The sequence below is a fragment of the Dactylosporangium sp. NPDC049525 genome, from assembly GCF_040676755.1.
Taxonomy (GTDB): domain Bacteria; phylum Actinomycetota; class Actinomycetes; order Mycobacteriales; family Micromonosporaceae; genus Dactylosporangium.
Window position 1 is genome coordinate 95,507 of the sequence record NZ_JBFAPO010000033.1, and the last position, 26,144, is coordinate 121,650.

Annotated in this window: 20 protein-coding genes and 1 pseudogene; 14 read left to right on the forward strand and 7 right to left on the reverse strand. The window is 72.2% G+C overall.

Features of this window, described 5'->3' with window-relative positions; translation table 11 throughout:
- Positions 1-171: 171 nt before the first annotated feature.
- Positions 172-1,440: an aspartate aminotransferase family protein gene (locus AB0K00_RS36065; RefSeq protein ID WP_363530077.1), complete on the reverse strand. Its 1,269-nt coding sequence runs from the start codon at positions 1,438-1,440 to the stop codon at positions 172-174.
- A gap of 53 nt (positions 1,441-1,493) precedes the next feature.
- Between AB0K00_RS36065 and AB0K00_RS36070 the strand changes: the two genes are divergently transcribed.
- Positions 1,494-2,501 (forward strand): hypothetical protein, encoded by a 1,008-nt coding sequence (locus AB0K00_RS36070; RefSeq protein WP_363530080.1) that lies wholly within the window; start codon positions 1,494-1,496, stop codon positions 2,499-2,501.
- A 1-nt stretch (position 2,502) separates the two neighbouring features.
- On the opposite strand, the gene AB0K00_RS36075 is transcribed toward AB0K00_RS36070, so the two are convergent.
- Complete coding sequence (locus AB0K00_RS36075; RefSeq protein ID WP_363530082.1) at positions 2,503-4,056, reverse strand: PucR family transcriptional regulator ligand-binding domain-containing protein; 1,554 nt, start codon at positions 4,054-4,056, stop codon at positions 2,503-2,505.
- A 141-nt stretch (positions 4,057-4,197) separates the two neighbouring features.
- Here AB0K00_RS36075 and AB0K00_RS36080 point away from each other — a divergent pair, with 141 nt between their 5' ends.
- Both AB0K00_RS36080 and AB0K00_RS36085 read left to right on the forward strand, forming a co-directional pair.
- On the forward strand, positions 4,198-4,629 hold the full coding sequence (locus tag AB0K00_RS36080) for a DUF4265 domain-containing protein (protein ID WP_363530085.1): 432 nt from the start codon (positions 4,198-4,200) through the stop codon (positions 4,627-4,629).
- Between the two features lie 157 nt (positions 4,630-4,786).
- Complete coding sequence (locus AB0K00_RS36085) at positions 4,787-6,550, forward strand: hypothetical protein (protein WP_363530087.1); 1,764 nt, start codon at positions 4,787-4,789, stop codon at positions 6,548-6,550.
- Between the two features lie 5 nt (positions 6,551-6,555).
- Here the strand turns inward: AB0K00_RS36085 and AB0K00_RS36090 are convergent, their stop codons facing one another.
- Positions 6,556-7,854 carry a TIR domain-containing protein gene (locus tag AB0K00_RS36090; RefSeq protein WP_363530090.1) on the reverse strand — a complete coding sequence of 433 codons (1,299 nt, stop codon included), beginning with the start codon at positions 7,852-7,854 and terminating at the stop codon, positions 6,556-6,558.
- A 131-nt stretch (positions 7,855-7,985) separates the two neighbouring features.
- Between AB0K00_RS36090 and AB0K00_RS36095 the strand changes: the two genes are divergently transcribed.
- The 5 genes from AB0K00_RS36095 (at position 7,986) to AB0K00_RS36115 (ending at position 16,677) form a co-directional block, all read left to right on the forward strand.
- The gene (locus tag AB0K00_RS36095) at positions 7,986-10,946 is read left to right on the forward strand and encodes a TIR domain-containing protein (protein ID WP_363530093.1); all 2,961 of its coding nucleotides are present in this window, start codon (positions 7,986-7,988) and stop codon (positions 10,944-10,946) included.
- A gap of 288 nt (positions 10,947-11,234) precedes the next feature.
- The gene (locus AB0K00_RS36100) at positions 11,235-11,519 is read left to right on the forward strand and encodes a hypothetical protein (protein ID WP_363530096.1); all 285 of its coding nucleotides are present in this window, start codon (positions 11,235-11,237) and stop codon (positions 11,517-11,519) included.
- Between the two features lie 84 nt (positions 11,520-11,603).
- Complete coding sequence (locus AB0K00_RS36105; RefSeq protein ID WP_363530133.1) at positions 11,604-12,614, forward strand: flippase-like domain-containing protein; 1,011 nt, start codon at positions 11,604-11,606, stop codon at positions 12,612-12,614.
- Positions 12,611-14,911 (forward strand): phosphatidylglycerol lysyltransferase domain-containing protein, encoded by a 2,301-nt coding sequence (locus AB0K00_RS36110; protein WP_363530099.1) that lies wholly within the window; start codon positions 12,611-12,613, stop codon positions 14,909-14,911. The genes AB0K00_RS36105 and AB0K00_RS36110 overlap by 4 nt, the downstream gene beginning before the upstream one ends.
- Positions 14,912-15,018: 107 nt before the next feature.
- Positions 15,019-16,677 (forward strand): APC family permease, encoded by a 1,659-nt coding sequence (locus AB0K00_RS36115; RefSeq protein WP_363530102.1) that lies wholly within the window; start codon positions 15,019-15,021, stop codon positions 16,675-16,677.
- 5 nt (positions 16,678-16,682) lie between these two features.
- Here AB0K00_RS36115 and AB0K00_RS36120 read toward each other — a convergent pair whose 3' ends face one another.
- Entirely contained in the window at positions 16,683-17,924 is a 1,242-nt protein-coding gene (locus AB0K00_RS36120; protein WP_363530105.1) for a rhomboid-like protein, read from the reverse strand.
- Positions 17,925-18,080: 156 nt separating this feature from the next.
- Between AB0K00_RS36120 and AB0K00_RS36125 the strand changes: the two genes are divergently transcribed.
- The 4 genes and pseudogenes from AB0K00_RS36125 to AB0K00_RS36140 form a co-directional block, all read left to right on the forward strand.
- The gene (locus tag AB0K00_RS36125) at positions 18,081-18,890 is read left to right on the forward strand and encodes an RNA methyltransferase (RefSeq protein WP_363530135.1); all 810 of its coding nucleotides are present in this window, start codon (positions 18,081-18,083) and stop codon (positions 18,888-18,890) included.
- Between the two features lie 19 nt (positions 18,891-18,909).
- Positions 18,910-19,944: a hypothetical protein gene (locus AB0K00_RS36130; protein ID WP_363530108.1), complete on the forward strand. Its 1,035-nt coding sequence runs from the start codon at positions 18,910-18,912 to the stop codon at positions 19,942-19,944.
- A 618-nt stretch (positions 19,945-20,562) separates the two neighbouring features.
- Positions 20,563-20,856, forward strand: coding sequence for a tetratricopeptide repeat protein (locus AB0K00_RS36135; RefSeq protein WP_363530110.1), 294 nt, complete (start codon positions 20,563-20,565; stop codon positions 20,854-20,856).
- Positions 20,857-21,061: 205 nt separating this feature from the next.
- Positions 21,062-21,166 (forward strand): annotated as a pseudogene (locus AB0K00_RS36140) (RNA methyltransferase); the annotation flags it as partial.
- 30 nt (positions 21,167-21,196) lie between these two features.
- On the opposite strand, the gene AB0K00_RS36145 reads toward AB0K00_RS36140, so the two are convergent.
- Both AB0K00_RS36145 and AB0K00_RS36150 read right to left on the reverse strand, forming a co-directional pair.
- On the reverse strand, positions 21,197-22,237 hold the full coding sequence (locus AB0K00_RS36145) for an SPFH domain-containing protein (RefSeq protein ID WP_363530138.1): 1,041 nt from the start codon (positions 22,235-22,237) through the stop codon (positions 21,197-21,199).
- Between the two features lie 77 nt (positions 22,238-22,314).
- Complete coding sequence (locus AB0K00_RS36150; RefSeq protein WP_363530141.1) at positions 22,315-22,743, reverse strand: NfeD family protein; 429 nt, start codon at positions 22,741-22,743, stop codon at positions 22,315-22,317.
- A gap of 149 nt (positions 22,744-22,892) precedes the next feature.
- On the opposite strand from AB0K00_RS36150, the gene AB0K00_RS36155 reads away from it, so the two are divergent.
- Positions 22,893-24,221 carry a serine hydrolase domain-containing protein gene (locus tag AB0K00_RS36155; RefSeq protein ID WP_363530113.1) on the forward strand — a complete coding sequence of 443 codons (1,329 nt, stop codon included), beginning with the start codon at positions 22,893-22,895 and terminating at the stop codon, positions 24,219-24,221.
- A 6-nt stretch (positions 24,222-24,227) separates the two neighbouring features.
- Here the strand turns inward: AB0K00_RS36155 and AB0K00_RS36160 are convergent, their stop codons facing one another.
- A complete protein-coding gene (locus tag AB0K00_RS36160) occupies positions 24,228-25,037 on the reverse strand; it encodes a DUF3097 domain-containing protein (RefSeq protein ID WP_363530116.1) in 810 nt (269 codons plus the stop codon).
- A 75-nt stretch (positions 25,038-25,112) separates the two neighbouring features.
- On the opposite strand from AB0K00_RS36160, the gene AB0K00_RS36165 reads away from it, so the two are divergent.
- Positions 25,113-25,895: a hypothetical protein gene (locus tag AB0K00_RS36165; RefSeq protein WP_363530119.1), complete on the forward strand. Its 783-nt coding sequence runs from the start codon at positions 25,113-25,115 to the stop codon at positions 25,893-25,895.
- Positions 25,896-26,144: the final 249 nt, after the last annotated feature.

The window sequence follows — 26,144 nt, forward strand, 5'->3', positions numbered from 1 at the left end:
CGGCGGCCCGACCAAGAAGACCAGACCCAACCGGGTGATCGTCAGGGCGAGTCGAAGATATAGCCCGTTTTGTTACATGGGGGGAACCCGGGATGATCGGCCGTTTTCATGAAGAAGGGCCGAACAGACCGATTCGGTCCGTTCGGCCCTTTCGGCCCCTTGTGAGCGCCGTCAGCCGGAAGCGCTCCCACCAGCCGTCAGTGCCCTGGTCAAAATTTCCAGCCCTTCGCGGGCTTCCTCCTCGCTCAGGTTGAGCGGCGGGCCCATCCTGATCGTCGTGCCGTACAGTCCGCCCTTGCCGACCAGCAGCCCGTCGCGCTTGCACGCCTCGAACACCGCGTTCGTCGTGGCCGCGTCGACCAGCTCGACGCCGAGCATCAGGCCCTTGCCGCGCACCTCCACCACGACCGGCGAGGAGACCGCCCGCAGCCCATCGAGCAGGATCCCGCCGAGGCGGGCCGCGTTGGCCTGCAGGTCGTGCTCGACGATGTAGTCGAGGACCGCGTTGCCGGCGGCGGTGGAGATCGGGTTGCCGCCGAACGTGGAGAACGAGATGCCCTGCACCGACTCCATCACCTCGGCGCTGCCGACCACCCCGGCCAGGGCGAAGCCGTTGCCGATGCCCTTGGCGAACGTCAGCAGGTCCGGCGTCACGCCGTGCGCCTGGTACCCCCAGAAGTGCTCCCCCGTGCGCCCCCAGCCGGTCTGCACCTCGTCGGAGATCAGCAGGATGCCGTGCTCGTCGAGGATCTCCTTCCACACCCGCAGGAGCCCGTCAGGGCCGCTGGTGAAGCCGCCGACACCCTGGATCGGCTCGGCGATCAGGCACGCGACCGGGCCCGCGGTGGTCGTGGCGAGGACCTCGCGCAGGTCCTCGGCGGCGGCCCGCAGGTAGTCCTCGTCGGACAGGCCCTTCAGCACGCCGCGCAGCCGGTCGCCGGAATGCAGGTAGCTGACGTTGAACGGGTTGAGCGGCGAGGCGGACCAGGCCCGGTTGCCGGTCACCCCGATCGTCGCCGCGGTCCGCCCGTGGTAGCTGTTGCGCACCGCGAGGATCGTGTTGCTCTGCCGCTGGTTGGTCGCCAGCTGCAGCGCGGCCTCGTTGGCCTCGCTGCCGGAGTTGGTGAAGAACACCCGGGCGTCGGGGATGCCCGACAGCCGCGCGATCTTCTCGGCGAGCTCGACCTGCTGGCGGATCAGGTACAGCGTCGACGTGTGCGCGATGCCCGTCCGCAGCTGCCGCTCGACCGCCTCGCGGACCTCCGGCACGTCGTAGCCGAGCGAGTTGGTGAGCACCCCGCCGAAGAAGTCGAGATAGCTCTTTCCGTCACTGTCCGTGACTCTTGCACCCTTGCCGGTGACGAGCTCGATCGGCTCGGCGTAGTAGATCGGCATCCAGGAGGGCATGACGCCCCGATGCCGCCTCAGTAGGTCGTCCATACCGTCCATTCTCGCGCTGGTGTTTTCACGCTGCTTCGATATGCTGACCGGCGATGTTGACGGCACGGCGACGGCTCCTCACGTTCCTGGCCACCACACTCATGCTGGTGGTCGCGTTCGCCGACCCCGCGGCGGCAGAGCCGGGCGAGGACGGTGGCAGCAACCTCACTGTCCGTCAAGCTCTGGACAAGGCTCTGGGTGAGTACAACGACGCCAAGGGCCGCCTGGACAAGTCGACGGCCGACCAGGCCGCGATCGAGGCGGACCTGGTCAAGACCCAGGCGCACCTGGCAGAGCTGGAGGTGGCCGCCGGCTCGGTCGCCAGCGCCGCGTACCGTGGCCGCCGGGTCAGCCTCGTCAACGTGATGCTCGGCAGCAACAACCCCAACGAGCTGCTGCACGACATGACCACGATCGAATACATGGTCTCCCGCGACGACAAAGCGCTGCGCGAGCTGGCCGAGACGCGCACGAAGCTGGAGCAGCAGAAGGCCGACATCGCCGCCGCGGTCGCCAACCAGCAGGCCCAGCTGAAGATCATGGAAGCGAACAAGAAGACCGCCGAGGACGCGCTGAAGAAGGCGGGCGGCGGCGGGGCCACCACCGGCGCCCCGACCGGCGGCGTGGTCACCACCAAGCCGGTCGCCCGCAATTCCGACGGGTCATACCCGAGCGAGACGTGCATCAAGGGCAACGACCCGACGACCGGCAACTGCATGTCCGCGCGCATGCGCAACGCCTACAACGAGGCCCGGCTGGCCGGCTTCACCCACTACACGTCCTGCTATCGCAGCGGCGGCGGTGGCGACCATCCGCTCGGCAAGGCGTGCGACTTCTCCGCCAACAAGAGCACGTTCGTCAACGCCCGCGCGACCGGCGACGACCTCGCCTACGGCAACAAGCTCGCCGCGTGGTGCGTGGCCAACGCGAAGAACCTCGGCGTCAAATACGTGATCTGGTACAAACGGATCTGGCAGCCCAGCAGCGGCTGGAAGTCCTACGGCGGCGACGGCACACCCGCCGGCGACCACTACAACCACGTCCACCTGTCGATGCAGTAGCTCAGTCCCGCAGCGCGTCCAGCGCCAGCAGCGCGACGTGCAGCGACAGGCACACCCGCACCGAGTCGAGATCCGCGCCCAGGACCCTGCGGATGCGGGCCAGCCGCTCGTAGAACGCCGGCCGCGACAGGTGGCTGTGCTCCGCCGCCGCCGACTTGTTCCGCCCGCACTCCAGGTAGATCCGCAGCACGCCGAGCAACTGCTCCCGCGGGTGCCGGGCGTCGTGCGCGAGCAGCGGGCCGAGCTCCTGCTCCACGAACGTCTGCAGCCGCGGCTCGTCGCGCAGCATGTGCAGCAGGCCGGGCAGGCCGACGTCGGCGAGGCGGACGACCTCACCCGGGCCCGACGCCGCGTGGCGGACCGACATCGCGACCTGGCTCGCCTCCAGCAGCGACCGGCGCGCCTCCTTCGGCGTCGCCGCCCCCTCCCCCGCCGCCACGACCACGTCACCATCGGCGAGGGCCCGGATCCGCACCGCGAGCCGCCGCAGCGCGTCCGGCTCCTCCTCGACGCTGCGCAACGCGAGCAGGATTCCCGCGTTGCCGTCGTCCAGCGCACCGGCGAGGCCGGTCAGCGCCGCCTCCCGCAACGCACGCGCCGCGGTCTCCGCACGCGCCGGACGGATCACCACGCCGATCAGATGGCGGCGCTCCAGTGGTACACCCAGCGCCCGCGCCCGCACGACCACCTCGTCGACCGGCCCGGTGTGCCGCAGCAGCGCCGCGAGCAGGGCCGTCTGCGTCTGCTGCTCGACGTCGTCGCGGCGGGTCAGCCGCACCAGCGCCAGGGTCGACGCGGCCCGCTCGATGAGGATGACGTGCCGGGTCGCGGGCGCCGCCGGCAGCCGGATCAGCAGCCGCCCCCAGTCCTGCCCGCGCGCCCCGACGACGGTGACGAGCCAGCCCGCCTCGGCGTCGTGCCCGGTCCGCCCGGGTGGCTGCACCGCCCGCGAATGCGACTCCCAGTTGGCCAGCAGCAGCTCCGCCGAGCCACCCGCGGCGTCGTACGCGAGGACCTGCCGCGACAGGTTCTCCAGCACCACCGGCGCACCAACGAGGGCCGCGGTCTGCGCGACCACCTCCGCCGGCGCCGCCCCCTCCACCGACAGGTCCGTGAACCGCTGGTGGATCTCGGCGGTGGCCCGCAGCTCGGCCAGCTGCGTGTCCACGATCATCCCGTGCACCGCCTGTGTGATCAGCACGAACGGGGTGCCCCGGTGCAGCTCGACGAGCGGAAACCCGAGCTCCTCGGCGGTGCGGACCATGACCGCCGGCAGCCGCTGCGAATAGCGCCGCCCCATCTCCACGGCGAGGCCGCACGCGCCGACGTCGGCAAGGTCGGTGATGAACCGGCGCAGCCCCGCGTCGTCTGGCGGCAGCCCGATCCCGGTGATGAGAATCAGCTCGCCGCCGCGCAGCAGGGTCGCGATGTCGGAGACCTCGGAGCTGTGCACCCACCGGACGGCCTGATCGAGGCCGCGCTCCCCCGCCACGACCCGCGGCGCACCGTTGCGCACCGGATCGAGTTCGAGCACCTCACGAACCGACGGGAACATCAGCGCGGATGCTACAACGCTTCACCCGGCCGCACCCGTGCCGATCATGCCCCGGTCATGCCCTGACCGGGCCGGCGCAACGGTTCCCGCCGTGAGACCCTGTTCGACATCATTCGTGCCGGCGACGCTCGGGGGCCGACCGTGCAGCACGTATACGTGGCGCTGGAGCGGGACGCGGACGGTTACCCGCCGTTCGAGGCCGAGGAGATCGACGCCGTCGAGGTCGGCCGGGGCCGGTTCCGGATCGAGGGGATCCCGGTGTTCGTCTACGGGATGGCCCGCGGTGACGTGGTCCGGGTCAAGCGGACCCGCGGCGACGATCGGCTCTGGGTCACCGCGGTGGTGTCGAACAGCGAGCACTGGACGTCCCGGGTCGTGCCGGTCGACAGGACCACGCTCGAGCAGGTGGCGCAGCAGTTCGTGGCGCTGGGCTGCGACGCGCACGCCACGGCGTTCGGGATGGTCGCCGTGGACGTTCCCGCCTCGGTCCGGGCCGCGACCGTCGTCGAGGTGCTGCGGCACGGGCAGGACGCCGGCATCTGGCACTACGACATGGGCGTCGCGCCCGCCTGACGCCGCGGGCCGGGTGAGGTCGAGGACGCGAAGGCGAAACTGCTGTCCCTCGGCCCCAAGGCCGTCGCCCGCCTGCCGTGAAACGGTCCGAGGCGGCACCGCGCGGTCATCCGGTCGGCCGACCGTGTGCCGGGGGAACTTCCATTAAGGTCGCCGCGTGGTGCTGCCTCTGGTCGATGCGAAGTATGTGGTTGGCCTGGACCTCGGCGACGGGGAGAGCACGATCGCGTGGCGGGCGGTCGACGGGGACGGTCCGGTCGAGGTGTTCCGGCGCGGCAACGGCGAGGTCGGTGTCCTCAGCGCGCTGGGGACGCGGCCCCCGACCGGGCGGGTCATCGGTGTGGACGCCGTGGCCACGCCCGACGTGGTGCATTTCGCGGTCAACTTCAAGCAGCGCCCGCTCGGCAAGCAGGTCATGAGCCCGCCGTACGTGGTGTTCGCCCGCACGCTGCTCAACGAGTTCTTCGCCCGCCATCCGGCGGTCCGGTCCGGGTGCGTTGTCTACATCGGACACCCGTCGGGGTGGCCCGCGCATGCGGTGAAGCTGTACCGGGAGTATCTCGACCAGCTCGGCGACAAGGGCGGGCGGGTCGAGGTCGTGTCCGAGGCGCATTCGGCGCTCGTCCACGCCGCCGACCGGTCCGGGCGGTTGCCGGCCCATGACCGCACCGTGCTCGTCGTCGACATCGGGTCCTCGACCACCGACCTGACCCTGGTCGCCGATGGCGAGCCGCGCAACCTGCCGCTCGGCGTCGACCTCGGCGGTGCGGCCATCGACCGCGCGGTCGCCGCCGAGCTGCGGGTGCGCGCCGCCGGGCCGGAGTTCGACCGGGCGCTGGCGTCCGACGGTGGTGAGGACTTCCTCCGGCTGGTCGCGCGGCGGATCAAGGAGGGGACGCCGAACGACCTGTTCGGGTGCGACCCGCGGTGGCGGCCGCTGCTGGACGGCGGCGTCCACGCGGCCCGGCGCCTGGACCTCGGCCCGATCCTGGACGAGTGGGCCGGCCGGTTCCGGGAGCTCCTGCGGCAGGCCCGGCAGCAGTACGTCCACACACCACCGGACCAGATCATCCTCACCGGCGGCGGGTCCCGCCTGCCGTTCGCCCGCGGTGTGTGCGCCGCGGTGTTCCCCGAGGCGCGCGTGGACAACGACCCGGAGCCGCAGCTGTCGGTCGCCCGCGGGCTCGTCGTCAACGGCCGCTACCGGGTACGGGTGGCCCGCTTCCGCCGGGACGTCGGCGCGGTCGTCGCCGGCAAGGAACTGGCCGGGACCCTGGAGCGGGAGGTGGACGACGCGTTCGAGGCGATCCGCGCTGCGCTGCTCGCCCAGGCCGAGACGGACCGGGACTTCCTGGCATCCGCGTTCCTCTTCGGCGAGCCGGCCGAGGAGATCTCCTCGGCCGCCGACTACACCCGGTCCCTCGTCGGCGAACACCTGGAGGAGCGTGTCCGCCAGGTCAACCGGGACCTCGTGCCGCGGTTCCGGGAGGTGTGCCGCCGCCACGGCCTCCCGGCCGACCTCGAGATCGCCGTGCCCGAGCTGCACGACGTCGTGTTCGCCGAGCTGGCCGAGGCCGTCCAGGCGCCGCTGGCCACGATCCGCGAACAGCAGCGCACCCCGCCCGCAGCCGCGCCGAGCGGCCCCACGCCCATGCGGCCGGTGGTGGTCTTCCCCAACAAGGTCGAACGCGGCGTCCAGAACGCGCAGGCCGCCGCTTCGTTCATCCCGCTGGTGATCCAGATCGGCGGGGGCATTTGGGACTGGACCCAACGGCGGAAGGCACGCCGCGAACTGCGGGAGGCCATCCTGTCGGTGCAACTGACGGCGCAGAGCAGGCAGGCGATCGTCGCCCGGGTCCGCACCGCCGTCGCCAGGCCGCTGGAGGACAAGGCGGCGCAGGTCGAGCGGGCGCTCGCCTGAAACCGTCAGGCCGTCAGGTCGAGGATGCGGGCCGAGTGCGTCCGGCTACCGCAGGCGACGGCCAGCCAGGCGGCGGCGGGTGAGTACGCGACGCCCCAGATCTGGCCGCCGTGGTCCTTGAACCGGTGCAGTTGCTCGCCGGTGGCGGCGTCCCAGACGCGGACGGTGCGGTCGTCCCCGCCGCTGGCGACCTGCCGGCCGTCGCGGCTGACCGCCACCGTCCAGACCTTCTCGACGTGGCCGGTCAGCACGCGTTCGGTGGTGCCGTCGGCGGTCCGCCACAGCCGGACCGTGTGGTCCCGGCCGGCGCTGGCGAGCCGGTCGCCGGTCGGCGAGAAGGCGACCGCGGCGACCCCGTCGGTGTGCCCGGCGAGGGTCGTGACCGGCCGGAGGGCCTGGGCGTCCCACAGCACGACCTGGCCGTCGGCGCCGGCGGTGGCGAGCAGCCGTCCGGTCGGGTCGGCGGCGATGCCCTGGACGGCCTCGGCGTGCGGCACGGCGAGGTCGAGGCGGTGCCCGGCGGCGTCCCAGACCCGCAGCATGGTGTCCTCGCCGACGGACAGCAGCCTCGGCCCGGCGAAGACCATGCCGTTGACGTCCTGGGTGGGGCCGTCAAGGGTGCGGATCAGCTCGCCGCTGAACGGGTCCCACAGCCGGACGGTCGCCTCCCAGCCGGCGGTGGCCAGGACCCGGCCGTCGCCGCGGTAGGCCACCGCGCTCAGCAGGCCGTCGCCGCTTCGCATCGTGTGGACCGTCGCGCCGGTGCGGGCGTTCCAGACGTGCAGGCCGCCGTCGGCCGTGCCGCCGGCGACGTGGAAGCCGTCGGGCGAGAACGCGATGCTGCTGACCGTGCCGCCGGCGGGGAGGTCCCGGGCCGGGACCGCGGCCTGCGGGGTGCGCGGCGCGACCTGCTCGGCGAGGTCGTCGTCGTGCCCGGCCAGCCGCCGCAGGCCCGCCACGTAGCGCCGCCCGGGCATCGCGGCACCCTGGACGGCCTCGTGGTGCAGGTCGTCGAGGCGCTGGAACGACGCGCCCTCCAGCAGGACCGGCCGGACCGGCCGGTTGGCCGCGACGGCCCAGTCGATCTCCCGGTTCACCCACTCCGACGCCTCGGCCGGTGGCGTCATGACCACGACGAACGCGTCGCACGACTCGACCCGGTGCCGGACCACGCGGCGCCAGTCGTCGCCGTTGCGCAGCTCGTCGTCGTACCAGACGTCGAGCCCGCTGCCCAGAAGGTGCCCGGCCAGCGCCTGCACGTAGTGGCTGTCGGCCCGGCTGTAGCTGATGAACACGTAGCCCACGCATCACATGTACCAGGCGGGCGCGAGTCCTCCGAACCGGCGTGGATCACCTCACCGTCACGGATCGATCTCGCTCCGCTCTTCGGCCAACGATCTGGGCTCGCGAAGCGGTGCGCCGTAGCGTTCGCACCGTGACGGAGGATGTCAAGATCCGGTACTCGGCGTTCATCTCCTACAGTCGCAACGCAGATCGTGAACTGGCGCCCGCGCTCCAGCAAGGGTTGCAGCAGTTCGCGAAGCCGTGGCACCGGCTCCGGGCACTCCGGGTGTTCCGCGACGACGCCAGCCTGTCGGCGAACCCGGGCCTCTGGACGTCGCTGCAGACCGCGATGGACGGCGCCGAGTACTTCGTCCTGCTCGCCTCGCCGGAGGCGGCCGCGTCCGAGTGGGTCGACAAGGAGGTGCGGCACTGGCTGGCGCACAAGTCGGCGGACCACATCCTGATCGCGTTGACCGACGGCGGCCTGCGGTGGGCCGGCGACGACTTCGACCGCGAAGGCTCCCCCAGCCTGCCGCCGACGTTGTTCGGCGCGTTCCGGGAGGAGCCCCGCTGGGTCGACCTGCGCGACTTCGGCCCCGACCAGGTGAGCCTGCAGCTGCCGGCCTTCCGCGACAAGGTCGCCGACCTCGCCGCGCCGATGCACGGCCTGCCGAAGGACGAGATGCTCGGCGAGGACGTCACCCAGCACGCGCGCACCCGCCGCCTGGTCCGCGGCACGATCGCCGTCCTGGTCACCCTGACCCTCCTGGCGTCGGCCGCGGCGGTCGTCGCGTTCATCCAGCAGCGCGAGGCCCGCGCCCAGCAACGCATCGCGCAGGAGCAGCAACGCATCGCGGTGAGCCGGCAGCTCGCCGCCCAGGCCGAGAGCCTGCGCGCGGCCGATCCCCGCACCGCACTGCGCCTGGGCGTCGCCGCGCGGGCGATGCACGCCGACTCCACCACCGACGCCAGCCTGCTGCAGATCCTGACCGCCACCCGCTACCGGGCCACGGTCGCGTTGCAGGACAGCAGTTGGGTGACGTCGATCGCGTACAGCCGGGACGGCAAACTCGCCGCGGTGCTGGCCCACTACGGCGAGGCGCGCATCTACGCGGTCGCCGAGGACGGCACGTTCCGCCAGCTCGGCGAGCCGATCCAGAATCCGAGCGGCGGCGGCTTCGCCGAGGGCATCGCGTTCAGCCCGGACGGCAACACCCTCGTCATCGCCGGGCTGCCGTCCAGCGTCTGGGACATCACCGACCCCGCGAACCCGCAGGAGGCCGCCACGATCAACGACGAGCACAGCGACGGGTCGATCTGCGCGCTCTTCATCCCCGGCACCAGCACGCTCGTGCTCGGCGACAGCCTCGGCACCTTCCTGCTGTACGACCTGTCGTCACGGGGGAACCCCCGCCCCCTGTCGTACGCTTCGACGGACGTCTCCTGGATCACCGCCGCCGCGCTGGACGCCGACGGCGACACCCTGGCGATCGGTGGCCGCGAGGGAGAGCTGGAACTCTGGAACATCGGCCAGCGGTCGAACCCCACGCGGCTCGTCGCGGCGCCGAAGCAGAAGGCCGCGGTGCGGTCGCTGGGGCTCACGCCCGGCGGTGCCGACGTCGTCGCGTCCTACGAGGACGGCACCGTCGTCGACTGGTACCGCTCCGCCGCCGCCACGTCCTTCACCCGGGGCCCGAACGTGCGGACCGCGACCTCGGCCGGCGTCACCATGGTCGCGCTGCCGAACAGCTCGTCGACCGTCACCGCCCTCGCCGAGGCCGACGGTACGGTGGCCTACTGGGACCTGGTGAGCAGCCTTTCGACCGCGACACGGTTCGAGCCGCCCCGCGCGGGCTCCCGCCAGCTCACGCCGGGCTCGGCGGGGCCGGTGACGCTCGCACCGTCCGGCCGCACGCTCACCAGCGGCGGCAACGACAGCGGCGGCGAACGCGTCGTCGTCTGGGACGTCGTCCACCGCGCCGCCCCGGCCCAGCTGAGCTGGTCGACCGATGTCGGCGAGTCCCAGGAACGCCGGCCGACCCTGCAGACCTCGGCCCGGGGCCCGGTCCTCGCGATCGACACCGGCTCCGGGGTCACCACGTGGCAGCTCTCGACGGAGGGGGTCCCGACCTCCAAGGGACCCCAGTTCTCCGGCCACGAACCGGTCCTGTCGCCCGACGGCACGTTGATCGCGACCAGCGACGGCAAGGGCACCGTGACGCTGTCCTCGATGGCGACCGGCTCGTCGGCGCGGGTGACGGGGTCCGTGGCCGCGTTCACCACCGACGGCCGCCGGCTCGTCACCGACGTCGGTGTCTTCGACATCGGCGACCCGATGCAGCCACGCAGCGTCGGTACGCCACTGGTCTGGCCGCACGCATCCGCATCCGCGTCGGCGTCCGTGTCGGCATCCGCCGGTGCTGAGGACGGCGACGGCGAGGAGCGCGACTCGACGTCGCCCGTGATGGTCACGTCCGACGGGCGGACGATCCTCAGCGCCGACTCGGCGCAGTACTCGATGGGCGGCGGCCGCACGAGCGTCCGGGTCTCGGTCGTCGGCAACGACGGCGTCGTCCGGCATCGCGGCCGGATGCTGACGTCCGACACCGACTCCCCGGGCACGCTGGCGCTGTCACCGGACGGGCGCACCCTGACCCTGGCCAACGCGAGCGGCGCGATCACGCTGTACGACCTCACCGGCCCGGTGTTCCCGGCGCCGTTCGGCGAGCCGATCCGCCTCGGCGGCACGGTCGCCACCGGCGAGGAGGACGGCGCCGTGACCGTGGCATTCTCCCAGGACTCCACGATGCTCGCGATCGCCAGCCCGGACGCGGTGACACTGTGGAGCATCGCCGACCGCGAGCGGCCGAGGCTGCTCGGCGCGCCGTTCACCGGGCTCGGCGGACCGGCGGTGACGCTGGCGTTCTCGCCGCAGGACCGGACGCTGTTCGCCGCCGACGAGAAGGGCCGGGTCGTCGGGTGGAGCCTGGCGGCGTTCAACGAGCTGCGCCGTGACCCGTCCGCCCAGGCGTGCGCGCTCACCGGACAGGGCCTGGAGCCGGAGGAATGGGCGCGCTACATCAGCGGCGTCACCTACCGGAAGACCTGCTGAACAACCCCGTCCACGCTGCTTCCCGTCGAGCGCTCGCGCCGGCATGTCCGACGCCACGGCAGAATCGACCGACGTAGAACTGCGCACCGGTGGGATCCACCGAACGGGCCGTTCATCGGCGAAGCTGCGTCACCGGCGGTCGAACCGCGTTTGCGGCGGCTGCCGCGGGGCAGTGAAATCGTGGAGAGACTGCCATGCGGGGAGAGCGCGAGCGCCGGAGGGATGGCGCCTTCGCCCCGCCACCCGCTGAGGATCTGACCGTCGCCGACACGTCGCTGGTCGGTCTTCATGATCGCCGCGACCGGCCTTGCCGTCACGCATCTGATGTTCGGGTCCGGCGGTGGCGTCCTGTCCGGCGGGCTCCTGGGTCCCGGACGGTGGGTGCCCGGCGCGACCGCGTCGACCCTGACCGTGCTCGTCCTGACCATGTACTCCCTCGCCGACCTGCGGCGGACCTGGGTGGTGCCGCCCTCGGCGTCGTCGGTGCGGTGGTGGCGATCCCGGCCGCTGCGGCGCTCCGCCTGCCGCTGGTGGAGATCGTGTTCCCGCGGCTGGACCGCGGAACACGGCTGAACCGTCGACGCGCGGTGTGGGGGAAGGGGAGGAGGCCGGTGTGGCGCCGGTGGGCTCGTACGGCAGTGGCCGGTAGCGACGGTCATCGCCCTGCTCCTTGTCGTCTGGGTCAACCGGGCGGACCTGCCGGCTGCGGTCCGGGCTCTCCGTGGCGCCGATCCGAAGTGGCTGGCGGGCGGATTGCTGACGCTGACCGTCTGGTGGTCGGCCTGGGCCCTGCTGTACCTGTCGTGCCGCCGGATCACCCGGGCGGGCGGCTACCGGGAGTTCCGGTGGCTGGTTCCAGTGGTGGTGGGTGCCGTCGCGGCCAACCTGGTGGTGAAGTCCGGCGGGCTGGCCGGGCTCGCGCTGTTCTTGGACGACGGGCACCGCCGACGGCTGGCGCCCGGCCGGGTCGGCAGTGCGTACGTGCTCGCCGCCGTTCTGGCGGAGGGGGCGTTCTTCGTGACGCTGATGGCCGGGATCTCGGTGGTGTGGGCGTCGGCGCGGCTCACCCGTGCGGAAGCCGCCGCCGTGACGGTCTTCCTGGCGTTCCTGGTCGCGCGGGCCGGTCTGCTGCTGGCGGTGATCCGCAGCCGGGAGGCGTTCGTCCGGATGTGGGGCGTCCCCGCCCGCTGGCGTGACCGGCTGCTGCGGCGTCCGGCCACGGGGTGCGACCCTTCGAAGGCGAACGAGGTATACGACGCGGTGGCGGTGCTGCGCGCCCGGCCGTTGACCGGGCTGCCGCCGTTCGGGTTCGCCCTCGGCGTCGACGCACTCGGGGTGGCAATGCTGTGGACAGCGCTGGCCGCGGTGGGTGGCGGCAACCGGCCGCTCGTGGCGCTGGTCGCGTATGCGATCTCCGCGGTGTTCGGCATCGTCGGATTCCTGCCTGGCGGGCTCGGCTTCGTCGAGGTCGGCTCAGCGGCCGTGATGGTCTCGTTCGGTGTGCCGGTCGCGGTCGCCGCCGCGGCGGTCGTCGTGTTCCGGCTGTGGGAGTTCTGGCTTCCCTTGGCCGTCGGCGCGGTGGCGGTGTGGTGGCTGAACCGGCGCCGGCCGGGACCTGCGGATCGGCCGGGCGGGTCGGGACCCGGTGCGGATGAGGCGTTCAGGTGAACGACGCGTTGAGCTCCCCCGGCCGGTGGGCGCGCCGCGGGTGCGCCGGGGCCGCACTGCTGCTCGCGCTCATCGACCTGGCGTCGGCGGCCGCGGTGGTGTCCCCCGCAGCCGTGCCGCACCGCTCGGTGCCGTATGCGGTCGCCGCGCTGGTCGGTGCGCACTACGTCCTGCTGGCCTCCGGGGTCTGCCTGCTGCTGGTGGTGTGGGCGCTGCTGCGCGGCAAGCGGGCGGCGTGGTGGGTCGCGCTGCTCGCCGCGGCAGCGTCCCTCCCCGGCCGTTATGTCGGGCCGGGGCAGTGGTCACGGCTGGTGGCCGCCGCCGGCCTGATGCTGCTGTTGCTGATCTTCCGGAAGGCATTCGTCGCCCGGTCGGATCCCGCGCTCCTGCGCCGTGGACTGGCGGTCCTGGTGGCCGGCGAGATCGCGGTGTTCGCGTACGCGGTGCTCGGCCTGTCCCGGCTGGAACCCGACTTCCGTGACCGCGAGACGGTCGGCTCGGCGATCGTCGACGCGCTGCGGCTGCTGTTCCTCCTGCCGGTGAGCGTCGAACCGGTCACCGGACACGGGCGGTGGTTCATGGAGTCGGCCCGTACGGCGGCCCTGAGCGTGGCGGTGCTGGGGCTCACCTGGCTGGTCGCGACGGTGATCGGCCGGCCCGGGCACGACCGGGAGCGCAGGCGGGTGCGGCAGCTGCTGGACCGCTACGCCGGCACCGCGCTCGCCCATTTCCACCTGCTCGACGACAAGGCCTGGGTGATCACCGCCGACGGCCAGGCCTTCGTCGGCTACAAGGTGGTCGGCACCACGGCGGTGGCGCTGGGCGAGCCGATCGGCCGCGGCGACTCGGTGCTGTCGGCGGCCCGCGACTTCGCCCAGCTGTGCGCGCTCAACGGCTGGAACCCGGTGTTCCATCAGGTGACCGGCGAGGGCCTGCCCGCGCTGGCCGCCACGGGGTGGAAGGCCCTGAAGATCGGCGAGGAGGCGATCGTCGACCTGGCGGCATTCGACCTGCGACGCCCGGAGTACAAGGGGATCCGGTCGGCGGTGCGTCGCTGCGAACGTGCCGGGTACCACGTGGTCGACCTGCCGCACCCGGTCGATGGCGCCACCCTGGCCGAACTGCGCAAGGTGTCCGACGCCTGGCTGGCCTCCGGCGGTCATCGCGAACGGACCTTCACGCTCGGGCGGTTCGACCGCGAGTACCTCAGGACGACCCCGATCGTGGCGGTGCTCGACACCGGCGGACGCATCCAGGCGTTCGCGAACATCGTGCCCACATACCGGTCGCGGGATGCCACCTTCGACCTGATGCGCCGTCGGCCCGATGCGGTCAACGGGGTCGTCGAGCAGCTGTTCGTGGCGCTCATCGAGCGGTTCCGGGCGGCCGGGTACGCCGGCCTGAACCTGGGGCTGGCGCCGCTGTCCGGCGCGGGTTCCAGCCTGTCGCTGCCCGACCGGGTTCTCCAGCTGATCTATACGCACGCCGGTGCGGCGTTCAACTTCGCCGGCCTGCGCGCGTTCAAGGCCAAGTGGCATCCCCGGTGGGAGCCGCGGTACCTCGTCCACCGCTCCGACGCGCGGCTGCTCGTCAGCGCCGCAGCACTCGTGCGCGCCGGAGAGCTGCCCGACCCGCGCTCGCCGATCGGCCGGCTGACGCGGCTGCTGCGGCGCATGCCGGTGACCACGGCGTTCCTCCTGCTCCAAGCGTGGATCATGACGGCGACCGCGCTCGACCCGGACACCCACGGGCAACTGATCCACCACTTCGGCCTTGCCTGGCGCGATCTGCAGGGCGGTCAGTTGTGGCGCCTGGTGTCGGCCCCGCTCATCCAGACGGAACCCGGCTGGGTCTGGTCGGTGGTGTGGCTGCTGCTCGCGTTCCTGCCGCTGGCCGAGTGGCGCCTCGGCTCCCGCCGGACCGTGCTGGTCTTCTTCGCCGCGGACGTCGTCGCGACGCTGTTGGTCCTGCTCGCCCTCCGGCTGGAGGCTGCCGCCGGGTGCACCGGCGCGGCGCGGTTCCTCGCCGAACGCGACGCCGGCTCCTCGGCCGGCAGTTGGGCGCTGGCCGCCGCGGTGGCCTGGAGCCTTACCGGCAGGGCGCGGCTGCTCGCCGTCGCCGGAGTCCTCGCGACGCTGGGCGTTGCGGTGGCGACCCACCGCCAGCTCTTCGACGTCCAGCATCTGGTCGCGGCGCTCGTCACGTTCGCCGCCTGTGCCCTTGTCCCGTCATGGCGCCGGATGTGGGCCGGACGCGCCGGCGTGGCCGCCCGCCGGTGGATCGGGCGATCACCGTAGAAGTTCCCGCCATGCCGGGGTTTCGGGCGGGCGGTGCCGCGGTATCTGGCCGGGACGGGCCCGCTGACGTGGCGTCACGGCCCGCCACCGACCTGGTGAGGTGTGCCGTGCAGGATGCGGGCGGCACGGCCGGCCGGGCGTCCTCAGGCTCCGGCTTCCTGCGGCGCGAAGTGGGGCTGTGGGGCCTGACCTTCGTGTCGCTGGGCTCGATCATCGGCTCTGGCTGGCTGCTCGGCGCGCTGTCCGCGGCGCAGACCGCCGGGCCCGCGTCCCTCATCTCCTGGCTGCTCGCCGGTGGGATGCTCGCGCTGCTCGCCTTGGTCCACGCGGAGCTCGGCACCACCTACCCGGTCGCCGGCGGCACCGCACGGTTCCCCGGGTTCGCGTTCGGCGCCCTCGCCGGACTCACCGCGGGCTGGGCCGCCTGGCTGCAGGCCGTGACGATCGCGCCGATCGAGGTGGAGGCGAGCCTGCAGTACCTCGACAACATCGGCTGGGTGCGCAGCCACCTCGGCCTCCTGCACGCCGACGGCACGCTGTCACCGGTCGGGCTGGGCTTCGCCACCCTGCTCATGCTGCTGTTCACCGTGATCAACATGCTGGGGGTGCGGCGGCTCACCAGGAGCAACACCACCGTCGTGCTCTGGAAGCTCGCGATACCGGTGCTCACCGTCATCGTCGTGGCCGCGCTGACCTTCCAACCGTCCAACTTCACCGCGGGCGGCGGATTCAGCCCGTACGGCGCCCATGGCATCTTCGCCGCGCTGCCCGCCGGTGTCGTCTTCTCCCTGCAGGGCTTCGAACAGGCGATCCAGCTGGGCGGGGAGGCGCGCAACCCGCAACGCGACCTGTCCCGCGCCGTGATCCTGGCCATGCTGATCGGAACAGTGCTGTACATCCTGCTGCAGATCGTCTTCATCGGCGGCCTGGATCCGCGCAACCTCGCCGGCGGCTGGGCGCATCCGGTGGGCGCCGGGGACTTCGGCCCGTATGCGACCATCGCCGCCGCGGCGGGCGCCGGCTGGCTGGCCATGCTGCTGTACGCCGACGCGTTCGTCTCACCCGCAGGGACAGGACTGGTCTACGTCGGCGCCTCGGCCCGGCTCTCCTACGCGATGGCCCGGCAGGGCACCCTGCCGCCGGCGCTGAGCTCCGTCAGCCGCCGCGGCGTGCCGCTGTACTCGATCGCGCTGGCGTTCGTCGTAGGAGAACTGGCCTTCCTGCCGTACCCCAGCTGGCAGTCGCTCGTCGGGCTCACCACGTCGGCGACCGCGATCATGTACGCGTTCGCGCCCGTGTCGCTGACCGCGCTGCACCGGCGTGATCCCCAGCGCCACCGCCCCTATCGGGTGCCCGCCGCCAGGATCGCCGCACCCGCGGCCTTCGTCGCGGCGAACCTGGTGATCTACTGGGGCGGCTTCGAGGCGACCTGGAAGCTCCTGCTGGCGATCGGCGCGGGGCTGGCACTCTTCGCGATCACCGTGGCGTACACCCCCGAACGGGAACGGCCCGCCGTCGACTGGCGCGCGTCGTCGTGGATCTGGCCCTGGCTCATCGGGCTCACCCTCATCGGGTTCCTCGGCCGGTACGGGCGCGGCGCACGCCTGTGGCTGCCCGGCTGGATCGACCTGCTCGTGGTCGTCGTCTTCAGCCTGGCGGTCTTCGCCTACGCCGTCAGCGTGGCGATGGATGGTGAACGGGTGCGGGCCGCGGTTGACCGGGAAAGGCACGAACTCGCCACCACGCCGGAGCGCGACGCACCGTGACGATGTCAGGACTGCTGATCCTGATCCTGATCCGGGTCCGGAGGCACCCGGTCCCGGGCGGCATCGGGCACCGGGGTGCCACCGGTCCGGGTGAGCGCGCGGGTCAGTGCCGGCTGGCCGGCCGGGTCGGTCAGCAGCAGGACCACGCCCCGCCCGGTTGGTAGGGCGCGCATCGTCCTCTCCACGGTGGTGTCGCTGAGGCCGGCGTCGTGCCGGCGCGCCACCACCGCGACTACGACCGCGCCGATGACCAGACCGGTCATCGGGAGGCCGACGAACGTGCCCAGCACCACCCCCCAGGCGCCGCCGGCGAGGGTGCCGTCGATCGCGTTCATGTCCCGGGTCTCCTGCACGTGTATCCGGTCCGCCTGGTCGGACCAGGCGACCGCGGCGTCGTCGAGGCACACCGGACGGTGCCGGGGCAGACGCAGCGCCGTGATCAGTGCCGCGCGGGCCTGCGTCACGTCGTCGAACGAGCAGGCCACGGTCTGGTCCGCGCGCAGCAGGGCCGGGCGGCGCAGGCGCCCGGCCAGCGGACGCCGCCGCATCTGCCAACCGGCGACGAAGCCCAGGAGGACGGCCAGCAGGTGCCCGATATCGGTGAAGGTGCTTCCGTCCAGCAACGGCACGACCACGACCACGATTGCCAACGGCACCAGGTAGCGCCGTGCACGCACGGGCAGGGTGACCGCGAGCGCGCCGCCGACGGCGTGCGAGCCGTAGCTCGTGCCCACATCACTGGCCATGGTGATCGCGCCGCCCAACCAGCCGCCGCGGACGCCCGTCAGCAACAGCCCGTACACGAGGCAGCTTGTCACAGCGTTGGACACGAAGAACACCACGAGCAGTCGTCGCCACCCCCACAGCACCTCGGCCACCGACAGGAGCAGCAGCAGCGGGATCATCGCACCCACGCCGGCCCGCTCGTCGAGCACGAAGGGGCTGGTGACCAACGTCCAGATCCGGTGGTGTTGCAGGTTGACCACGTTGGTGGAGTTGGCGAGGACGATCTGGCTGCGGATCTCCGCACTGACGGCGTGGTCGAGGATGACATCGATGACAATGACAGTCAGTACGTACAGTGGGGCGAACCGCACTCGCGTCAGGAACGACAGGAAGACCCCCGTCTTGGCTGACCAGCCCGCCGCAGCGTCAAGCGCGTCGGCGAGGTCGCCGCCAGGCAGGTAGGAGGCCGGTACAAGGCCAGGTAGATCCTTGTACAACCGGCACCGGCTTCGCACGCCCATGAGATGCAACCTATCCGGATGATCTTCTGTCGAGCGTACTGTCGCCGGCCACGGCGCTCGCCGCGTCATCCTCGCCGGCCGGGCCGGGCTCACCCCGCCGTCTCGGGACAGGCGGCGTCCAGATCTGCCCGGCGCCAAGGCACAATCGAGCGGGTGTTGACCTTCGAGACTCTCACCGATCCAGAGGATGAGCGGATCGGTGACTACCGGGCGCTCACCGATGTCGAACTCCGCACCCGGTGGGAGCCGCCGAACGGGCTGTTCATCGCCGAAGGCGAGCTGGTGATCCGCCGGGCGCTGCGGGCCGGGTACCGGCTGCGCTCCGTCCTCGTCGACGGCAAGCGCGTCGGTCAGCTCGCCGACCTGCCCCTCGCCGGCGCGCCCGTCTACGCCGCGGACCAGGTGGTGCTCGAGGCCATCACCGGGTTCCACGTGCACCGCGGCGTCCTCGCCTCGTTCCACCGGGTCCCGGAACGCACCGCCGGCGATGTGCTCGCATCAGCCAACCGGATCGCAATCCTCGAAGACATCAACAACCACACCAATGTCGGCGCACTCTTCAGAAGCGCGGCAGCACTCGGCATGGACGCCGTGCTCCTGTCGCCGTCATGCGCGGACCCGCTGTACCGGCGCAGCGTCCGGGTCAGCATGGGCGAGGTCTTCGCCATTCCCTATGCGCGGCTGGAGCCGTGGCCGGACGGGCTCACCCAGGTGCAGGAGGCCGGCTTCACCGTTCTGGCGCTCACCCCGGCACCCGACGCGGTGCCGATCCAACGCCTCACGCCGGCACAACGCGCCCGGCCGGCGCTCCTCCTCGGCGCCGAAGGGGCCGGCCTGACGGTCAAGGCACTCGAAGCCGCCGATGCCCGAGTCGTCATCCCGATGCACCGAGGGGTCGACTCGCTCAACGTCGCAAACGCGGCAGCGATCGCGTTCTGGGAACTGACTCGAGGCGAGATCGAATAACGGGTGAGGAGTGACTGAGATGGCGGAGCGTCGCAACGGTCAGGTGGTCACCTTCTACTCGTTCACGGGCGGCACCGGCCGCACGATGGCCGTGGCCAACGTCGCCTGGATCCTGGCCGCGCACGGCCACCGGGTGCTCGCGGTCGACTGGGACCTGGAGTCACCGGGGCTGCACCGGTTCTTCCGCCCGTTCATCACCGGCAGCATGCTGGCCGGCACGGGCGGCGTCATCGACCTGATCCGCGGGTACGAGGGTGCCGCGCGGGAGGCGTCGCGGCTGGACCCCGACGCGCCGGGCCGGCTCGACCACACCCGCTACGCGCGGGTCAGCCAGGAGGCGTTCAGCGTCACCTGGGAGTTCGGCAACGGCGGCGTGCTGGACTTCCTGTCCGCCGGGCGCCGCAGCCACCACTACAACCGGTCGGTCTCGGGGCTCAACTGGGACGACTTCTATGAGGAGCTCGACGGCGGCTCGTTCTTCACCGCGCTGCGCGAGGACATGAAGGCCAACTACGACTACACGCTCATCGACAGCCGTGCCGGCCTCAGCGACGTCGCGGACATCTGCACCGTGCACCTGCCGGACACCCTCGTCACCTGCTTCACCCCGAGCGAGCAGAGCATCGAGGGCGCGGCCGAGGTCGCGCAGGCCATCGGCCGCAAGACCATCCGCACGGACCCGCCGTCCTCCTCGTCCACTCCGCGCCGCATCCGCGTGCTGCCGGTGCCGATGCGGATCGACCCGGCCGAGCAGACGAAGGCCGAGACCGGCAGGCTCGTGGCGAAGCAACGGTTCGCCGGCCTGCCGGGCGGGCTCAGCGAGACCGAACGCGACCGGTACTGGACGGCAGTCGAGGTGCCGTACCGGGCCTTCTACGCCTACGAGGAGACCCTCGCGACGTTCGAGGACGAACCCGGGCGGCCCGGCACGCTGCTGGCCGCTTCGACCCGCTCGTGGCCGCCGACCGGATCCTGCGGCTGGTCGGCGTCGCGCCGCCGACGCCCGACCTCCTCATCGGCGCGCCCCGCTTCCCGGCCCAGCCGCCGGAGGTGATGCAGGCACCTGCCCGCAACCTGCGGTTCACGGGCCGGGAGGCCGAGCTGGACACGCTGCGCGAGCGGCTGAGGGGGGACAGCGCGTCGGCGGTCCCGGTCGGGCTGCACGGCCTCGGCGGGATCGGCAAGTCCCAGCTGGCGATCGAGTACGCGAACCGGTACCGCAACGCGTACAACGCCGTCTGGTGGATCGACGCGGACGTCGCCACCGCCGAGGTCGACGAGCAGCTGCAGCAGCTCGGCCGGCGGATGGGCATCCCCATGCCCGGCGGCACGACCGAGGCAGCGCAGGCGGTGCGGCAGGCGCTGACGCGCGGCGAGCCGTACGCCCGGTGGCTGCTGGTGTTCGACAACGCCGAGGACCCGTCCACGATCGAAGGACGGCTGCCGGCCGGCCGCGGGCACGTCATCGTCATCGCCCGGACGACCGTCTGGGGCGAGCAGGCCATGCTCATCCCCGTCGAAGCGTTCACCCGGCAGGAAAGCGTCATGCATCTGCGCTCCCGCCTGCCGGGCCTCGGCGACGCGGACGCCGCCCGCATCGCCGAGCTGCTGGGTGACCTGCCCATCGCCATCGCCGCCGCCGCGGCGTGGCTCGACGAGACCGGCCGCGCAAATGAATCTGGCCGTCGTCGAGGCCGACGACCAGAACTACGAAACAGCCCGGAGCCTGATGGCGACCGCCGCCGCGGACCTCGCCGAGGTGCTCGGCCCCGAGCACCCGCACACCCTGCGGTGCGAGGCGAATCGGGCCATCATCGACCTGCGCGTGCACGGCCACGCCTACCAGGAGCAGGTGAACATCGCGATCGACGCGTTCGCCGACCGGGTCGGCCGGGCGCATCCGGCGGTGCAGGCGCTGCGCCGCGGCCGTCTCCTGCGCCGTGTCATCGAGCCCCACCCGTTCTAAAGGGCAGGTTCAGCCGTCCAGGACCACCGTCCCACCTCGGGAGGCCGCGATGCGCCCACAGGACCATGCCTACGAACTCGTGCTTCGTGGCGCGATCCCGTTCGTATTGGCGCCGGTGGGCGCGTCGCCGACGACTACTGCGCCGCTGTCTACGACCTCACTGCCTTCACCGGGCCGAGCTGAAGACCAGGCGCTGACCGGGGCGCAGCGGGAGCGGACGGCGCTGCTGCTCGGCGCCGAGGGCCCCGGCCTGTCGGCGGGGTCCCTCGGCGCGAGTGACGTGCGGGTGGTGATCCCGATACGCAACGGCGGCGGCTGTCGCGTTCTGGGAGCTGTGGCGCTAGCGCTCCAGCTCGCGGGCCGGCTCGTCGTCCAGGGCCGCCAGGTCCTGGGCGGTGATCTCGGCGGCGACGCTCTTCGGGTTGCCGGAGACCTGTGCGGCGGCCGCCGCGGCCTCGGCGTTCGCCGCCGCTGCGGCCTCCTCGGCGGACCGGCGCGCCTCGATGACGTCGGCGGACTCCTGTTCGTTGGTGTGCGACTCGACGAGGCCGGCGCGGGTCGAGTCGGACATCTGCGTGATGCCGCCGAGCGCGCCGCCGATGCCCTCCAGGGCCTTCGTCAGCTCGACCGGCAGGATCCACAGCTTGTTGGACTGCCCGGCAGCGATCTGCGGCAGCGACTGCAGGTACTGGTACGCCATGACCTTCGAGTCCGGGTTCGCCGCGTGGATCGAGCTGACGACGGTCCGGATCGCCTTCGCCTGCCCCTCGGCGGTGAGGATGCGGGACTGCCGGTCACCCTCGGCCCGCAGCACCGCGGCCTGCTTCTCACCCTCGGCGGTGAGGATCTGCGACTGCTTGAGACCCTCCGCGTGCAGGATCGCGGCGCGACGGTCCCGCTCGGCGCGCATCTGCTTCTCCATCGAGTCGCGGATGCTCGGCGGCGGCTCGATCGCCTTCAGCTCCACCCGGGTGACCTTGATGCCCCAGCGGCCGGTGGTCTCGTCCAGCACCCCGGACAGGTGCCGGTTGATCTCGTCGCGGCTGGTGAGCGCCTTCTCCAGGTCCAGCGAGCCGATCACGTTGCGCAGCGTGGTGACGGTGAGCTGCTCTATGCCCTGCAGGTAGCTGTAGATCTCGTAGGTGGCGCGGACCGAGTCGACCACCTTGAAGTACAGGACGGTGTCGATCGACACGACGAGGTTGTCGGAGGTGATGACGGGCTGCGGCGGGAAGCTGACGACCACCTCGCGCTTGTCGACCTTGTTGCGCACCGAGTCGATGAACGGCACCAGGATGTTGAGGCCGGGTGTCAGGGTGCGGCTGTACTTGCCGAGCCGCTCCACGACGTATTCGACCTGTTGCGGCACGATCTTGACCATCTTGACGATGGTGACGATGGCCAGGAGCGCGGCGGCGATGACGACGATCGCCAGAAACGTACTTGGATCCACTTGGCTCAGTCCTTCCACACCATGGCAGTGGCACCCTTGATCTCGATCACCCGGACCCGGTCCCCGACCGCGAACGTCTGCGTCGCGTCGTAGGGGCGGGCCCGCCACAACTCTCCGTCGATCTTGATCTGGCCGTTGTCGGGGTCGACCGCCTCGATGACCAGCGCCATCGAGCCTTCCAGCGCCTCGACGCCCATCTGCGTGTCCCGCACGTCGCGGCGCATGTATCGCGTCAGCGTCGGACGCACGGCGAGGAACGACAGCGCCGACACGACCGCGAACACCGCCGCCTGCACCGGCACCCCCGCGCCGAGGGCCGCCGCACCCGCCGCGGCGAACGCGCCGAGGCCGAACATCAGCAGGACGAACGTGGTCGTGAAGATCTCCGCCGCGATGAGCGCGGCGCCGACGACGAGCCAGACGATCAGCCACAGGTCCACGCTTCGATCGTGTCACGCCGATGCTCGTCCCGCCCGTCCCTGATCACTCGTCTTGCCGAATCCTTGTCGATACGCGGTGCGCCACGGCCCGGCGCACAGTTGGGGAGTCAGTCGCCCGCTTCATCGCCTTTTGGAGGTCACCCGTGCCGCTGCTGCCCGAGACCGTCTCGCGCGTCGACGACCTCGTCGCCCGCGCCCACGCCGGCGGCCGGGTGCCGGCCCTCGTCGCCGGGGTCGTCCGCGACGGCGTCCTGGAGCACGTGGCGACCGGCGGCCTGGACGGGCCCGTGAACGGGCTGCAGTTCCGGATCGGGTCGATCACGAAGACGATGACCGCGGCGCTCGTCCTCGCGCTGCGCGACGAGGGGAAGCTGGCTCTCGACGACCTGCTCTACCGCCATCTCCCCGGTACCCCTGTCGGCGCCGTCACCCTCCGGCAGCTGCTCGGCCACGCCGGTGGGGTGCAGCGCGAGCCGGACGGCGACTGGTGGGAGCGCGCCGCGGGTGTGGACGTCGACACGTTCCTGTCCACGCTGACCGCCGACAAGGTCGCCTACCCACCACTGCACGGGTACCACTACTCGAACCTCGCCTACGGGCTGCTGGGCGCGATGGCGGCCCGGGTCGGCGGCGAGGACTGGCAGTCGATGCTCACGAAGCGGTTCTTCGGCCCGCTGCAACTGGACCGCACGACGTACGGGCCGGTCGAGCCGTTCGCGCGGGGCTACGTCGTACACCCGTGGCTCGACGAACTGCGGGAGGAGCCGCGACACGACGCGGCCGCGATGGCGCCCGCCGGGCAGCTGTGGTCGACGGTGCAGGACCTGGCGAAATGGGCGGCATTCCTGGCCGAGCCCGACCCGGCGGTCCTCGCGCCGGCGACCGTCGCGGAAATGTGCGCGCCGGTCGTCCTCAGCGACCTCGACGGCTGGACCGCTGGGCACGGCCTCGGCCTGCAACTGTGGCGGCGTGGCGAGCGGGTGTTCGTCGGCCACAGCGGCTCGATGCCCGGCTACCTCGCGGTCCTCGCCGTGCACCGGCCGTCGCGCACCGGGGTGGTGGCGTTCGGCAACGCGTACACCATGCACTACGGCGCGGCGGGTGGCGGCATGAGCGGCTTCGGCCTCGACCTGCTCGGCGCCGTGCTGGACCGCGAACCGGCGCGGGTGGCGCCGTGGCGGCCGCGCGAGGAGCCGCCGGCGCAGATCGCCCCGCTCACCGGCCGGTGGTGGTGGATGGGGCGGGAGCACGAGGTCGGCTGGGCCGACGGGGAACTGGTCGTGACGCCGCTGACGGCGGCCCGGACGCCGTGGCGGTTCGTGCCGGACGGGCCGACCGCGGACCTGTGGCGGGGCCGGTCCGGGGACAACGACGGCGAGCTGCTGCGGGTGGTGCGCGACGCCGACGGTGCGGTGGTCGCGCTGGACATCGCGACGTTCGTCCTCAGCCGCGACCCTTGGCCCGCTGCCTAGGCTGCTTTAGTCGATGTCCTCGTCGGGCTCGGTCACGAAGTCGATGAGGCGCTCCACGGCGTTGATCAGCGGCGTCTCCACGTCGCGGTAGGTCGACACGGACGCGAGGATGCGCCGCCACATGTCGGCCGGCTCGGCCACGCCCAGCGCCTCGCAGACGCCCTCCTTCCAGGGTCGCCCGGGCGGGATGACGGGCCACTCGCGGATGCCGACGGCCGCGGGTTTGACGGCCTGCCACACGTCGACGTACGGATGCCCCGTGATGAGCACGTACGGCGACCGGATATTCCCGACAAGTCGGCTTTCTTTGGAGTTCGGCACGAGATGGTCGACGAGCACGCCCAGCCGCGCCACGGGTCCCGGGTGGAACGCGGTGACGGCGGCGCCCAGCTCGTCGATCCCGTCGAGCGGCTCGACCACGACACCCTCGACCCGCAGGTCGTGGCCCCAGATCCGCTCGACGAGCGCGGCGTCGTGGATGCCCTCGACCCAGATCCGGCTCCGCCGCGCCACCCGCGCCGTGTGACCCGCGACCGCGATCGACCCGGAGCTGGTGATTTTTCGTTGCTGCGGGTGTACCGCCGCAGCCGGCCTCGTCAGCGTCACCGGCTCACCGTCGAGCAGGAACGCGGCCGGCTCGAGCGGGAAGTTGCGGCGCTTGCCGTGCCGATCCTCCAGCACCACCGCACCGAACTCGAACCCGACCACGGCCCCGCAGAACCCCGAGTCGGCATCCTCCACGACCAGGTCCAGCTCAGCGTCCACCGTCGGGACCGTGCGCCGTCTCCGCCAGTCGTTGTTCGCCAGGACGTCCATGGACGGCAAGCGTATCGGCTGACGCCATGTCCGCCTGCGAGACATACCGGCACGTCAGCACGTACCCTTGCTCCCATGTCCCCCGCAGCACGCGCGGCGACCCTGCAGGCGCGCCGCTCGGCGCGTTTCGTGGCATGGGTCCGGGCGTGGCGCGCCGGCCTCGTGCCGTGCGACGACGCCGCCGCCGAGATCTCCGGCGACGAGGAGCACATGGTCTCCGACGTCCCCGGCACGTGGACCGACGTGTCCCTGACGGACGCGATCGCCGCGCTGTCCAAGCTCCACCCGGACGAGGTACGCCTGGTGCTCCCAGCCCCCGGCGACCCCCGCGGCCTGCCCGGGCCCGGCCCGTTCAGCGGCGCGGCGCTCCTCGCCGGCGAGGGCGTGATCGCAGGCGGGCTCGGCTTCGTGCCGGAGGTCCGCCTGCACACCTCGGGCTCCGGCGACGAGTTCGAGACGGTGCGCTGGCAGGTCTTCGTCCTGCCCTCGTCCGTCCCCCCGGCAGGCGGCCCGTCCACGGCCGAGGCGGAGGCGGAGCTGTCCGCGGAGCTGGCAACCGCGACCCGCACCCTCGCGAAGCTGGACATCGCCCAGTGGCGCCCCGAGCTCGCCGGCGCGATCGAGGCACTGCGCAAACCCGACGGCGCCACGGACCTGCCACCGGGCTACGACCCGCGAGCCCGCCGCCTGTACGCGCGAGCCTCGGTGCTCGACCGGGTGCTCGCCCTGGCAGAGCACGCTGCCCCCGGCGGCGCCATCAACGGCTACGAGGTCCAACAACGCGACGCCGCCCTACGCCCACTGACCACCGCCTGCCGCAGGGCCCTGGTGGCCGCCTGCAACGCACCGATGCTGTAATGCTGCCGCTGTAATGCTGCCGCGCCTCCGGCGCGGCGGCGGGGGTTCCCACCCGCGGCCCCCATGCGCCGCTCCGCGACGCACTCCCCGGCCAGCCCGAGTGGACGGGTCGGGGCGCTGCGCTTCCTAGGCCCGCCGGGGTCACCCTCTCGCACGGGGCTGGAGTGGGGCAGCCGCCGCTGCAATGCTGCCGCGCCTCCGGCGCGGCGGCGGGGGTTCCCACCCGCGGCCCCCATGCGCCGCTCCGCG